Annotated in this window: 11 protein-coding genes; 2 read left to right on the top strand and 9 right to left on the bottom strand. The window is 57.9% G+C overall.

Features of this window, described 5'->3' with window-relative positions; genetic code table 11:
* Positions 1 to 11: 11 nt before the first annotated feature.
* The 3 genes from ACT3IC_RS02330 to ACT3IC_RS02320 are packed head-to-tail and all read right to left on the bottom strand — an operon-like array spanning position 12 to position 3,837.
* A complete protein-coding gene (locus ACT3IC_RS02330; RefSeq protein ID WP_473476031.1) occupies positions 12 to 2,555 on the bottom strand; it encodes a fimbria/pilus outer membrane usher protein in 2,544 nt (847 codons plus the stop codon).
* 13 nt (positions 2,556 to 2,568) lie between these two features.
* Positions 2,569 to 3,243 (bottom strand): fimbrial biogenesis chaperone, encoded by a 675-nt coding sequence (locus ACT3IC_RS02325; protein ID WP_156654135.1) that lies wholly within the window; start codon positions 3,241 to 3,243, stop codon positions 2,569 to 2,571.
* 57 nt (positions 3,244 to 3,300) lie between these two features.
* The gene (locus ACT3IC_RS02320) at positions 3,301 to 3,837 is read right to left on the bottom strand and encodes a fimbrial protein (RefSeq protein WP_103178783.1); all 537 of its coding nucleotides are present in this window, start codon (positions 3,835 to 3,837) and stop codon (positions 3,301 to 3,303) included.
* A gap of 280 nt (positions 3,838 to 4,117) precedes the next feature.
* Here ACT3IC_RS02320 and ybiB point away from each other — a divergent pair, with 280 nt between their 5' ends.
* Complete coding sequence (gene ybiB, locus ACT3IC_RS02315; RefSeq protein ID WP_103178784.1) at positions 4,118 to 5,080, top strand: DNA-binding protein YbiB; 963 nt, start codon at positions 4,118 to 4,120, stop codon at positions 5,078 to 5,080.
* A 112-nt stretch (positions 5,081 to 5,192) separates the two neighbouring features.
* Here ybiB and ybiJ read toward each other — a convergent pair whose 3' ends face one another.
* The 5 genes from ybiJ to mcbA form a co-directional block, all read right to left on the bottom strand.
* Complete coding sequence (gene ybiJ, locus ACT3IC_RS02310; protein ID WP_103178785.1) at positions 5,193 to 5,453, bottom strand: DUF1471 family protein YbiJ; 261 nt, start codon at positions 5,451 to 5,453, stop codon at positions 5,193 to 5,195.
* Between the two features lie 285 nt (positions 5,454 to 5,738).
* Positions 5,739 to 6,005, bottom strand: coding sequence for a DksA/TraR family C4-type zinc finger protein (locus tag ACT3IC_RS02305; protein WP_039029401.1), 267 nt, complete (start codon positions 6,003 to 6,005; stop codon positions 5,739 to 5,741).
* Positions 6,006 to 6,077: 72 nt separating this feature from the next.
* Complete coding sequence (gene ybiX / locus ACT3IC_RS02300; protein ID WP_156654137.1) at positions 6,078 to 6,755, bottom strand: PKHD-type hydroxylase YbiX; 678 nt, start codon at positions 6,753 to 6,755, stop codon at positions 6,078 to 6,080.
* Between the two features lie 82 nt (positions 6,756 to 6,837).
* Positions 6,838 to 9,123 carry a catecholate siderophore receptor Fiu gene (locus ACT3IC_RS02295; protein ID WP_290511850.1) on the bottom strand — a complete coding sequence of 762 codons (2,286 nt, stop codon included), beginning with the start codon at positions 9,121 to 9,123 and terminating at the stop codon, positions 6,838 to 6,840.
* 272 nt (positions 9,124 to 9,395) lie between these two features.
* A complete protein-coding gene (gene mcbA / locus ACT3IC_RS02290; protein ID WP_103178789.1) occupies positions 9,396 to 9,656 on the bottom strand; it encodes a DUF1471 family periplasmic protein McbA in 261 nt (86 codons plus the stop codon).
* Positions 9,657 to 9,897: 241 nt separating this feature from the next.
* Here mcbA and rlmF point away from each other — a divergent pair, with 241 nt between their 5' ends.
* The gene (gene rlmF / locus ACT3IC_RS02285) at positions 9,898 to 10,812 is read left to right on the top strand and encodes a 23S rRNA (adenine(1618)-N(6))-methyltransferase RlmF (RefSeq protein WP_473476025.1); all 915 of its coding nucleotides are present in this window, start codon (positions 9,898 to 9,900) and stop codon (positions 10,810 to 10,812) included.
* 34 nt (positions 10,813 to 10,846) lie between these two features.
* Here the strand turns inward: rlmF and ybiO are convergent, their stop codons facing one another.
* The gene (gene ybiO / locus ACT3IC_RS02280) at positions 10,847 to 13,060 is read right to left on the bottom strand and encodes a mechanosensitive channel protein (protein ID WP_156654140.1); all 2,214 of its coding nucleotides are present in this window, start codon (positions 13,058 to 13,060) and stop codon (positions 10,847 to 10,849) included.
* Positions 13,061 to 13,184 lie beyond the last annotated feature (124 nt).

Below are 13,184 nucleotides of genomic sequence, written 5' to 3'. Positions count from 1 at the left end.
CCTCGATGCTGTCACGAGCACTGCGCGGTGACGCTAATCACCGGGTCAGCGGATCGGGACGGCAGTTGATAGTGGGCGGAGCAGTGCGCGCCTGCGCCTTTGCCCCAGCTGACGTTGACACTGCCCCGGGCGTGCATCCCGGTCAGGTAGACCTGGCCGCCATCACCAACGATAAATTCGCCGCTCTCATGGGCCGGCGCCGCCGTGGCACCAAAGGGCACCGGGCGTCCATCGGCGCGGGTGAGGGTCAGCAGCACCCGGCTGCCGACGCGGGTATTGAAGTGGGTACGCACCACCGCCCCACGGGTTGGGGTAATAATTTGGGCCGCCTGGCCGACGTCAGCGCCTGCAGGCAGGCTCTCGGTATCCAGTGACACGGTATTGTGATGGTACGGCGTGACGTAAGGCACAATGGCATAGCCACGATAGTCGGTTTTAACCCCGGTCTGGTTTTCGATCCCGGTGCCGTTGGCCCCCGGCGCCTCTACCAATGCCACCGTGTCCCCCATCGGCTGGCCGAGGGTGATGCCGTGGGCATGAGCAATCATGCTCCCCTGTACGCCGAGGTTGAGCTGGCGCTGCTGGTTATCCTGGGAATAGCCTGCCGTCATCTCGCCGTAGGTGGCTTTGTAATCGCTGTTCAGGTTGGTGCTATAGCCGGAAGTGTGGCTGTGGCCCTGCTGAATCCCCCAGCTGAGGTTATCCCCCGCCAGCGCGGTGCCGTTCAGGCCGACGCTCTGACTGGTGTCATGCTTGCTGTTGTTAAAGGTGTAATTGACCCAGGTATTGCTCAGCCAGCGATCCAGCGGAACGGAGACGTTAAAGCCGAAGGTCTGCTCGTTCTCCCGCCGATCGTCGTTATCCTCTTCATCCTGGACGTTTTTGCTCAGGCCATAGTTGATACCGTAGCTGATGCCGTGCCAGCTGCCGTTATAGCCGATGCTCAACGAGGTCATACTCTGGTCGCTGTGCCAGTAATTCTCTTTGACCAGGCTTAACGTCATCGAGCCCAGGGAGCCGCCCAGGGATTGATCGATAGTGGCTTCCTGGCGGTTGCGGCGGCGATCCGCCGGGCTCCAGTCGTCGTCGTGGGTATGGGAGTTAAGGACGTCTGCCATGGTGTCAAACCCGGCGCTGTTGTAGCGATACCCGGCCACCGTAAAGTGGGTGCCGGTGGTCGCGAAGTCTTTGCTATAGCGCACTCGCCAGGCGCGGCCACGGGAGGTTTTTTGCCCCTGCATCTGCGATTTTGCCGCGGTCATATCCACCGAAAACGCTCCCCAGTCACCGATGTTTTTACCGGTGCCGAGCGCCAGGGCATCGTAATACTGACTGGTCTGGATACCGCCGTAGGCGGTGATATCGTACGGCAGGCCGTAGATCCCGGTGCCCTGCAGGAACGGCGTCTTCTCCACGCTGTGGTCATAGCTGCGGTAGCGCCCGCCAGTCAGGCTGTACTTGAAGCGGCCTTCACGCTGTAAAACCGGCACCGAGGCGTAAGGCACCACAAAATGCTGCTCGCTGCCATCGGTCTCTTTGACGGTAACGTTCAGATCGCCGCTGCCGCCGGTAGGGTAGAGATCGTTAATTTCAAACGCGCCGGGGGCGACGTAGTTCTGATAGATCACGTAGCCGTTCTGGCGCACCACCACCTGGGCGTTACTGTGCGCCACGCCGCGAATGCGCGGGGCGAAGCCCTTCAGGCTGTCCGGCAGCATGTCATCGTCGGAGGCAATCTGCGCCCCGGTGAACGACAGGCTGTCAAACACGTCGGAGGGGGTAGAGCTTTCTCCAAGGGTGACGACGCTGCCCAGCGACAGGATATTGCGCTGGGCATAGCTGTAGACCGGGGAGAAGTTGTGCTGCGTGGTACGATCGTCCCGGGTGCGGCTCCAGGTGGAGTAGTTGCGTAGACGCCATGCGCCGAGGTTCAGTCCCGGCCGCAGGTTGAGATATTCATTACGCTGGTGGCTGCCCTCTTCACCCCGGCTGCGGCTATCCCCGGCGGAGTAGCTGTAGTTCAGCAGGAAAGCGTTGATCCCGTTGTCCATCTCATCCGGCGCCACATAACCGTGAGGCACGGGAACAATGGCCGCCTGGGGGATGCTCAGCAGCAACTGCTGCTGCCCGGGGCGGAAAGTGGCGCTGGCGGCCGGTAACCCAGAGAGATCGACACAGCCGTCATCCTCGGTGACGCTGAATTTATCGCTCTGGATACCCAGGCTCTTGAGGGTTTCTGGCGAGAGGCAGGGTTGCAGGGTGGCCGGACCGCTGGCTGGCTGTTGCAGGCCAAAGGCGATCTTTCTGTTAGCCACTTTATTATTATTCACATAGACATCCACCTGATAGCTCCCCGGCGCGATGCCCGGGCCCTTCTCATACAGCGAGAGGTCGGTTTTGCCCTGGCCGGGCGTGTCGATATCCAGCAGTGCCGGGTTGAAATAATCCTCCGCCAGCACCTGCTGTACCCCCACGCTCAGCACCGCGCAGCCCAGGGCAATCAGCAGGGGGCGTACGGGGTTACGGGGGGCTTTGGTGGAGTAGTCCCAGGGCATGGCGGCGTCGGGCTTATTGCAGTGGTGCAGACAGGGCGTGGCTCACCGCGCCATAATCGTTGATAATTTTCCAGGAAACCGTGTTGCCGGTGATGCCGCCCGGCACGGCAAAGTGCGCGTCGCTGTCGGGAGCCACCCAGGTGACATTGCTGACTTTTTTGCCGCCTACGGTGATGGACTGGAAGTTCATGTAAAACGGTGTCGGGTTGCTCACCACCAGGTTATTCCCCTGTTTATGCCAGCGTAATTTATCTGCCACCTCATCCGGCTTGCCGCTCACTCCGCTCGGACGGTAGATCAGTTTGATCCGCGTTTTAATGGCGATCTGCAGGGTATTGCTGCTCTCGTTCGGGGAGGTAGAGGGGATAGATTTAATATTCAGCCAGTAGAGCGATTCGCGATCGGCTGGCAGATTGCCCCCGGTGCGCACGACGCGCAGGACGTTGTCCTGTCTGCCATCGAGGCGAAACAGCGGCGGGGTGATAAGAAACGGCGCTTTATCCCGCCCGGCATCAACGTTCTCTACCCAGGACTGCACCAGGTAGTCGAGGTTATCCGGGTTGGAAATCCCTAACGACGCTTCTTTTTTATCTCCCTGATAAATTAAACGGGTCCCTTCGATAATCACCCCGGCGTGAGCGGCGGTGGTCATGACTAACAGGGAGGCGATGAAAATAGATTTACGCATGGTGGGACTCTGAATAAAGCTGACTGCGCCTGGCCGCAGGGGCCAGGCGTAACAGGATTAGTTGTACATTACGGTAAAGGTGGAGACGGCATTCGCCGGACCGGCGGTGATGGTGCTGCCGGTCTGGATATAGCGCGCGCCAAATACCAGATCGTTGGTAGTGGTGCCAGACTGCAGGGTATAGCTGGTCGAGGCGGTATAGAGGCTCAGCGGATTTTCGGTTTTATCCAGCAACTGAATACCCACGCCGGTTGCCGCACCGGTGCCTGGGGTGACGGCCAGCACGTTGGCGTTGGTGCCGTCAGCGGAGCCACCAAAGGTGATGGCCGCGCTGGTGATGGTTTCCGGGCAGTCTTTCAGTTGAATATCAAATCGGATGGTGCCGGTGGTGGAACCAGAACCGGTGAAGGCCGTTTGTGACACTTTGCCAAGGGACACATCCAGCGGGCTGCTGACGCCATTGACCACCTGGCAGGCGGAATCAATGATCTCACCCGTAAAATTAATTTGCCCCTCGCCGCTGGTTGCAGCCCAGGCAGAGACAGAACAACATAATGCAGTGGCAATAAAGGTGCCGGAGACAATTTTACGCATAATAATTCCTGAGTGAATTCCGGTGTTTATAACATCCGTTGTGATTAGTTTTTGGAAAAAAGCGGGGCGACTTTTTATCGGGGGCTAATTTACGTAATTTATTGCAAAATAATAAACATCGGCCTGGTCAATAGTAATTTCATTAGCGGTTGCAATATAATTTTTACTGCAAATACAACGTGTTAATTTTGATTTTACCCGATAGCGATAAGAGAAACGTCTGTTCGATGGCCCCTTATCAACGCTATAGTGTTAATAAGATGTCACAAGGAGAACGATCGTGGATTATCGCAAAATTATTAAAGAGGTCGGTCGAGGGAAAAATCATGCCCGCGACCTGGATCAGGAGACCGCCCGGGCCCTCTATACCGCGATGCTGAACGGTGAGGTGCCGGACCTGGAGATGGGCGGCATTTTGATTGCGCTGCGCATTAAGGGTGAGGGCGAAGGCGAAATGCGGGGCTTCTATGAGGCGATGCAGGCACAAACCCTGCGCCTGACGCCCCCGGTCGCAAAGCCGATGCCGGTGGTGATCCCAAGTTATAACGGGGCGCGTAAGCAAGCCAACCTGACCCCGTTGCTGGCGATCCTGCTGCATAAGCTGGGTTTCCCGGTGGTGGTGCACGGCGTGAGTGAAGATCCGACCCGCGTGCTGACGGAAACCATTTTCACCCTGCTGGGCATTGAGCCGACCCGTCACGGCGGCCAGGCGCAGGCGAAGCTGGATGGGCATCATCCGGTCTATATCCCGGTGAGTACTCTCTGTCCGCCGCTGGAAAAACAGCTGGCGATGCGCTGGCGTATGGGGGTGCGTAACAGCGCCCATACCCTGGCGAAGCTGGCGACGCCGTTTGCAGAAGATGCCGCGCTCCGCCTTTCCAGCGTGTCGCACCCGGAATATGTCACCCGCGTGGCGACATTTTTTGCCGATATCGGTGGCAGAGGGCTTCTGATGCACGGGACGGAAGGCGAAGTCTATGCCAACCCGCAGCGCTGTCCGCAGCTAACGCTGATTGATGCGGCGGGCACCCGGGTGGTGCTGGAGCGCGGCGAAGAGAACAGCGACGTTGTTCTGCCGCAAGCGAAGGATGCTGAAACCACGGCACGCTGGATTGAGGGCTGCCTCGCCGGGCGCGAAGCGGTGCCGCACTCCCTGAAGCTGCAGATGGCCTGTTGCCTGCTGGCGAGCGGCCAGGTGGAGACGGTGGAGGCCGGTCTGGCGCGGGTTAACCAGAGTTTTTAACTAAAAAAAGGCCCGTCCAGCGATGGACGGGCCAAAAAAATAACAACAGGGTCAATGAGGGTTGGAACATCTCGCCAGCGAACCGGCGAGCAGAGCAGAGATAAGGGTCAGGTTATTTGTAGATAACCGCGGTGCCGCTCAGCTTGTTGTTGGTATTAGCGGAGGTAATGGTATAACCGGTCGCGCCCGCGGCTTCAGCTTTCGCCGCCAGGCGTGCTTCCAGGCCATCCAGCGTGGTCGCGCCTTCTGCACTGACCACACCGATTTTATTCATGCTGTTTGCCTGGGCAGCGGTCACAGATTCCGCAGCGAAAGCACCGAAAGAGAGAGTGGTCAGGGCAACAGCAGCGACAGCATATTTGATGGTTTTCATGGTCAGTATCTCGCAGGTTATTCTGTTAAGGGGACGTTGTTCCGTCGATGTGATAAGTATCACGTTTTTTTGCGAGAGATAAAATCGAAGAGAATTGACGCCATCCTTCGAAAAATTTGAATGACAAATAAGTTATTGAATATTAATAAATTCAGTGAATGGATTTACGTTTCTTGCCGTTGCGCTTTACAGACGGGACGGAGAGGGCACATTTTGCCAAACCAGGGGCTAAAATTCGTGCACAAAAAAGTAATCGCTTGCGTGGCCTCATAGCCAGCATAGCAGTCAGCGTAACTGGCTGTCTTTCGATCCTCTGCGATTATATCCTGCATGTGATGCATTATGTGAATCTTTCTCCTGCTGACAGGCGATGCAAAGCCGCACGCCAGGCACCGCCTTGCGCCGCGCTTCGGGGATCGGCTCTTCACACTCTTCGCAGAATTTCAGGCTCTCGCCTCGCGGAATTTCGCCCCGCGCCCGCGCCACTGCATCTTCAATGGTACTGTTGATCTGTTCGTTAACGGCATCATCATTCGCCCAACCGGAAGCCATAGACCCCTCCTGACAGGTTATTGCGCTGTTCCGTAACTATGGGGCCAAAAAACGTACAATCAAGGCGAACGGCTAGATTTCAGACCATTCACGCAGCAGGTTGTGATAGAGATTCAGCAGGGAGAGCACTTCGTCGCTTTCGCCGTGACGGGCACGAAGGGTCTGGATGTTGCGATCCAGCTCGAACAGCATGCCGCGCTTTTTATCGTCGCGGATCATCGACTGGATCCACATAAAGGAGGCTACCCGCACACCGCGGGTGACCGGCGTGACGCAGTGCAGGCTGCTGGAGGGATAGAGTACCAGATCGCCCGCCGGGAGCTTGACGCTGTGCTGGCCGTAGGTGTCGTTCACCACCAGCTCGCCGCCCTCGTAGCTGTCGGGGTCGCTTAAAAAGAGGGTGGCGGAGAGATCGGTCCGCATCCAGCCGCTTTGCGGATGGCTTCGCACGGCGCCGTCAACGTGAAAACCGTAGGTCTCCTGCTGCTGGTAGCGGTTAAACAGCGGGCTTGAGATCTGGCGCGGCAGAGCGGCGGCAAAAAAGAGCGGGTGCTGATTCACCGCCTGCAATACCGCGGCCTGTAGCGTGGCATACAGCGGGCTTTGGGTGTCTACCTGCTGGTTGTTTTTAACCTGCGCCCCCTGGTTGCCTACCGTGGCGCGCCCGTCAATCCACGGGGCCTGCTCCAGTTGGGCGCAAAAGTGCGCTACCTCATCGGCGTTCAGCACGCCCGGAATGTGATACATCATAATAATTCTCCGAAGCGTGGGGCTAAAGCCCCACGCGGATCAGACGTGCACTGAAACATGGGGAGCGAAGCTCCCCAGAGGATCAGAAGTGCATGTTCGCCGTTAACATAAAGGTGCGCGGCTCGCCCGGATGGTAACGGTAGCCGCTCTTGTTGATGGAGGCGACATAGTCTTCATCAAACAGGTTGTAGACGTTGAGCTGCATGTCGAGGTTGCGGTTGACGCGATAGCCCAGTTTGGCATCCGCCACCCAGTACCCTTCGGTGAACGACGGCGTACCCACCGCGCCGTCAGCGCCGCGGTGCATGCTGCCAATATAGCGGGCGCCTGCGCCAACGGAGAGATCGTCCGTGGCCTGGTACTGGCTCCACAGGGTAAAGGCATGTTCCGGGGTATAGGGCAGAGATGAGGTGCCATCCTGCGCCACGTCATTGCCGGTGCGCACGCTGGCGCGCTGCTGGGTATAGCCGCCGATCACCTGCCAAGCCGGGGTGATGTTACCGGCTGCCGACAGCTCATAGCCTTCGACGCGTTTTTTACCATACTGGGAGTAAGTGCCGTCGTCGTTCTGCTCGACTTCGTTTTCGATGTCGGTGCGGAAGACTGCCGCGGTCAGGAGCAGACGCTTATCGAGCACTTGCCATTTGGTGCCCAGCTCGCTGGTTTTGGCCTTCTGCGGCTTAAAGTCGGTGCGGTTGGCGCTGCTGCCGGTTCCGCCCTGGGCCAGCGCGAAGTTGTTGCCGCCCGGCGGCTGCTGGGAGATGGCGTAGTTCACATAGACGTTGCCGTATTCGTTCAGGTGATAAAGCGCCCCAGCCTTCCAGTTGACCAGGTTACCGGAGGTGGCGGTATCGATCGTCGTGACCGGGGAACCTTTCGGCGTGCCGGCCGGGCAGGCCACAGCCCCACGCCCCGTGCCGCCGCATATGCTGGCGCTGTCATAGTCGGTATGGTAGGTATCGAGACGAATCCCGCCGTTCAGCTCGAAATCACGGGTGACCTGCAACGTATCGAAGGCGTACAGACCGAAGGTATCGGTCCGGCCATTGGCATTAGCGCCATTGTTGTTCAGGCCGCCAATATCGACGTTGCTGTTCGGATGATAGATATTGACCGGCGGCGGGGTGATGGCATCCACGCCGTAGTTGGTCTGGGTTTCACGGGTGAACTCCACTCCGGTACTGATATCGTGGCCGACGCTGCCGGTATAGAATTTAGTGGTCAGGTTGGTCTGGTTGGTCAGGATCTTATTGCTGACATCTTTGGTGTTGGCGAGGCGCGACCAGGTCCAGGTGTCCACATTATTACGGTCAGGCTGGGTGATGTTGCTGGCGCCACCCATTACGGCGGTCATCAGATAATCCTGCTTCACCCGCGACCAGCGCGTGGTGTTGCGCAGGGTGGTGTTGTCGTTAAAGTCGTGCTCAAAGCGCATCGTGGCGGTGTCAGACGTAGAATCGTCATAATCGGAATCGGTGCCGTAGAAGTTGCTGGTGTTCACCTTGCCGGAGTGATTCAGCGCCGCGGTGCCCGCCGAGGGGGCAGAGTAGCCCGGCAACCCGATAGTCGGGATCCCGCCGTCCGGAGTGTTGTGCTGGGTGACATGCAGGTAGTTCAGGTAGAGGCGGTTTTCCGTTCCCAGCCCCAGGGCGAGGGAAGGGGCCACGCCGTAGCGCTCGTTTTTAACGTTATCGCGCCCTTCATCGTGAGTTTTTTCACCCATCAGGTTCAGACGAAACGCCGAGGTATCGCCCATCACCTGGTTAATATCGAGGGTTCCACGGCGCATATAGGCGCTGCCAATGCTGGCAGAGGCATCAATACCGGAATCCAGACGCGGCTGTTTGCTGATCATATTGATCGAGCCGCTCGGGGCGCTGCGTCCGTAATCGCTGCCGGACGGCCCTTTGATCACTTCCACCTGTTCGGTGTTGAAGGTGTCACGGGTGGTGGTGCTGATGTCGCGAATACCGTCAACGTAGATGCTGTTCGAGGTATCCACGCCGCGCATGTAGACCGCGTCGCCGGTGGTGGAGTTGCCGTTTTCACCGGCGAAAAAGGCGCCAACACCCGGAACGTTTTTCAACGCGTCGGTCAGATTGGTGGTGCCCTGATCCTTCAGCACCTGCTCGGAGATCACCGTCATGGTACGGGTGGTGTCTGCCACCGGGCGACTGAATTTGGCGTCGGCAGACTTTTGCGGGGCATAGAGCGAAGGCTGGGCGGCCTCCACCACCAGGGTATCGTCAGGTTTGTTATCCGTGCTGTCTGCGGCAAGCGCTGTCGCCACCGGGGAAAGGCCGATACACAGACCCGCAAAAAAGGTCAGCGAGTTAAAGCTGTTCGGAACGTTGCGATTTTTATCCATATTGTTTAGCGACTTATAATTTTTAGTATTGAGTTTTCATTACGTTGTCAGGCAGGTCTGCGCCTTATCCTGTGCCACGCTACATCCGTAATGAGCCTACAAATGATAATTATTGTGATAAACATTATCATTTGGCGTCACTTTTTATCACTCTCGTCAACAAAATGAAATACGTAAATTTACATTGCCTGCTAAAAAACTTCACAAAGTGGATTTTGGGCAAAAAATGAACTGCACCCCGGGGGATGCAGTATGCAGTGCAGAGCGGGGGATTACTTGTAAATCGTGGCGGTACCGAACATGGTGTTGTCGCCGCTGGCAGAATTCACCACGTAGCCTTTAGCACCTTGTTCACGCGCTTTTTCAGCCAGTTTGTCCTGCAGATCGTCAAGGTCTCTTGCGCCAGAAGCCTGCACGGTTCCGGCGGGTCTAAGTTGACCGGTATCGCCATTGCTGAGTGATTCGATTGACCATGCAGCAAACGACGCACCTGCCAGTGAAGCGGCAGCGAGCATTACCAGGTATTTTTTCATAATCACTTCCTCTGATTGACAACGGGTGATGCACAGTAAGTGTAGAACGGCTCAGAGCGTGATTTAGGGCAAAAAATTGATGATGATCTGCTTATTTTTTGAACGACATTTTTTGACAATTCCATGACAAATCAGCGACATACAGGTGACTGATTTCTGGTGTTTTATTCTGCGGCGCAGAGAAATATTTACCGTTGCGCCCGCAACGGGTATCTTACGCCGCTGTTTACAGGAGAACGCCATGACATCCCAGAAGCCGGGGTTGCATCCTCGCAACCGCCACCGTAGCCGTTACGACATGAATGCCTTATGCGAGAGCTGTCCGGCGCTGCGCGAATTTATCACCCAGACGCCCACAGGCGAGCCAACGGTGAACTTCGCCGATCCACAGGCGGTGAAGACGCTGAATAAAGCGCTGCTGATGCATTTCTACGGGGTGACGCAGTGGGATATTCCGGACGGCTATCTCTGCCCACCGGTGCCGGGGCGTGCCGACTACATTCACCATCTCGCCGATCTGCTGGCGGAGGGTAACAACGGCGTCGCTCCCGCAGAGGCAACCCTCCTGGATATTGGCACCGGCTCGAACCTCATTTACCCGCTGATTGGTGTGCATGAATATGGCTGGCGCTTTACCGGCAGCGAAGTGGACCCGCAGGCGTTTGCCAACGCCACGGCCATCATTAACGGTAACCCCGGCATGAGCCGCGCCATCCGTCTGCGTCTTCAGAAAGAGGCCTCGGCAATATTCACGGGTATTATCCATAAAAACGAACAGTACGATGCCACCCTGTGTAATCCGCCGTTCCATGATTCCGCTGAATCCGCCCGGGCGGGCAGCGAGCGTAAGCGTCGCAACCTCGGCCAGGCGGCCGATGCCGCGCTGAACTTCGGCGGCCAGCAGCAGGAGCTGTGGTGCGAAGGCGGCGAAGTGGCCTTTATCACGAAGATGATTGCCGAAAGCGCCCAGTTTGCCCGTCAGGTGAAGTGGTTTACTACCCTGGTCTCCCGCAGCGAAAACCTGCCGCCGCTCTACCGCGCCCTGACCGATATCGGTGCGGTCAAAGTGGTGAAGAAAGAGATGGCCCAGGGACAGAAGCAGAGCCGCTTTATCGCCTGGACCTTTATGGACAACGCCAAACGCCGCCAGCGTTAACCGCTTCTCCCCGGTGGCGCTGCGCTTACCGGGGCTACAGGGTGGGCTCCTGCGGTGACGGTGGGGTCGGGCCCGGCGACGGCAGCAGCTGATACATCTGCACCGGCATCCGCACGTTCGCCTGGTCAAAGTGTTTTTTCACCATGCTGTCGAGGGCGAAACGCACCGTCCACTGTTTCAGCGGCTGGGTGGTGAACGACACGCGCAGGGTAAAGGCGGTGCTGGTCAGGCCGACAATCCCGGCAAACGACGGCTCGCCGATAATCAGCCCGCGAATATCCTCTCTCTCCAGCAGCTCATCCACCGCCGCTTTTAGCGCATCTTTCGCTTTTTCGGCATCTTCATGCCTGTCCACGTCATAGTTCGCCACCACCGACCCGATGCCGCGGACAAAGTTGGCGAAGGTAGTGATCGATGACCACGGAATAATGTGATACGCCCCGGTATCCTGCCGCACCCCCACCGAACGAATCGACATCCGCTCCACCGTGCCGGTCAGCGGCCCGATGGTCACCAGATCCCCGGTATTCATCCCGTTTTCAAACTGAATAAAGATCCCGGTGATGATGTCCTTCACCAGCGTCTGGGAGCCAAAAGAGATCGCCAGCCCCAGCGCCCCGGCCCCTGCCAGCAGCGGAGCGATGTTGACGCCAATTTCCGAGAGCACAATCATGATGGTAATGGTGCTGATGACCACCGCCAGCGCGTTACGGAACAGCGTCAGCAGCGTTCGGGCGCGGGCGCTGGGCAGTGGCCGGCCATGAATATCTGACGCCAGCCGGTTCTCGATCAGGCTCGCCAGGATCGTCCAGCCGATGGCGGAGAAGAAGAGGATCAGCGCGATACGGATCAGAATATCGACCGTCTTCTCCCCTGCGCCGTTGTGCAGCCAGTTCCAGAAGTCGAACAACCCCCAGGCGCTGAGCAGCAGCATAATGGCGACGCAGACTGTCAGGAACCGCGCCACCTTCAGCGACACGGAGATCCAGCCGTTGAGCCGTTTTTGCAGCTCCGGATAGCTGCGCTGCACGTGCGGCGAGAGGGTGATGGTTTTAGCCAGCCAGCGGGAGAGCAGCCCCGACACGAAGGCGGCAATGCCGACGATGGCCAGGCTGCGGAAGGTCGCCCCCATCATAAATTTCAGGCTGTTGCCCGGATCGAAGAGGGAGAAGAAACAGAGCACAATAAAATAGGCGCTCGCCAGCCAGTGCCACACCAGCGCGAAAGCGCGAATAAACAGGCTGAAGAAGGCCAGCGAACGGTCGGCAAGGTGGAGCAGCCCTTCGGTAATGGCGCGCTTATTATGAAAGATCAAGTACAGCGCCCAGACGGTAATACAGAGCATGATCAGCACGTTGGCCAGAGCGCCAATTTGCACGTTGACCTGATTGGAGATAATCGGCACCGCTACCAGCAGGCCATAGCCGATAAGGCCGCTCAGAATACTCAGGCGTAGCGACCAGTACTGCGCGGCGCTGTCGTTAATGGCGAAAGGTCGTAGATCGGGCACCCGCGGGCAAAATATCAACCGCAGGATCGCTTTAAAGAATTCAATCAGCGCGAAGGCATTGAGGAACAGCGCCTGCTGGAAGGCAATGGTCGGGTTGCCGGTGTTGAGGTACTCGCGCAGCATCTGGCCAATAAACAGGGTTAGCGCCAGCAGCAGCAGATCGATAATAAAGGCCGCGGCGATGGTCAGCGGCAGATGAACCCAGCTGCTGGTTTCGCGGTTCTTTTTGCGCCCCCAGCTCCCCATTTTGCGGTACAACGGCCAGGCGCAGAGCCTCACCATCCAGTAAAAGGCAAAGACCAGGCCGGCCAGGATCAGAAACTGCTGCGCGGCGGCGGTGAAGGTTTGCGGGTTAAAGGCCTTATGCGGGGAGCCGATCAGGTTGCGGTAGAGCTGAGCGAAACGGGAGGCGAGGGCATCGCCATAGTGACGGCTGATATCAGTGACGTTCTCCAGCACCGTTTTCTCGTCGGTGATCTCTGGCGGGGTTATTTTAGGCACCGGTGTCTCAGGCGGTGTGGCAGCCACGCTGCGCAGCTGATCGATCAGCTCCTTGCGCGAGGCGTCATTTTCCAGCACATCAGCCAGCGCCGAGTAGGCCGCCTTTTTCTGCTCAACGTCCGGCTCCGGTGGCGGCGTGCTCTGCTCGCTGGCGGTGGCGGCGGGAATGCCCGGCAGGCTGACGGCCTGGGCAGGCAGACAAAACAGGCTTATCAGGAGCAGCAAAATCCACGGCACGATGTCCTCCGGTGACAAAATTGTGCAAAGTGATAAGTATAGAAGGCGCGCGGGGGCGGGGGGTTTTTGGGAGAATTCCGGCAATAAAAAAGCCGGGTGACGGCTACGCCTACCCGGCTTACAA

This window comes from Leclercia sp. GHBNCSD (assembly GCF_055805075.1).
The sequence above is the reverse complement of the archived record's forward strand: the minus strand, read 5'-3'. Positions and strand labels throughout refer to the sequence as shown.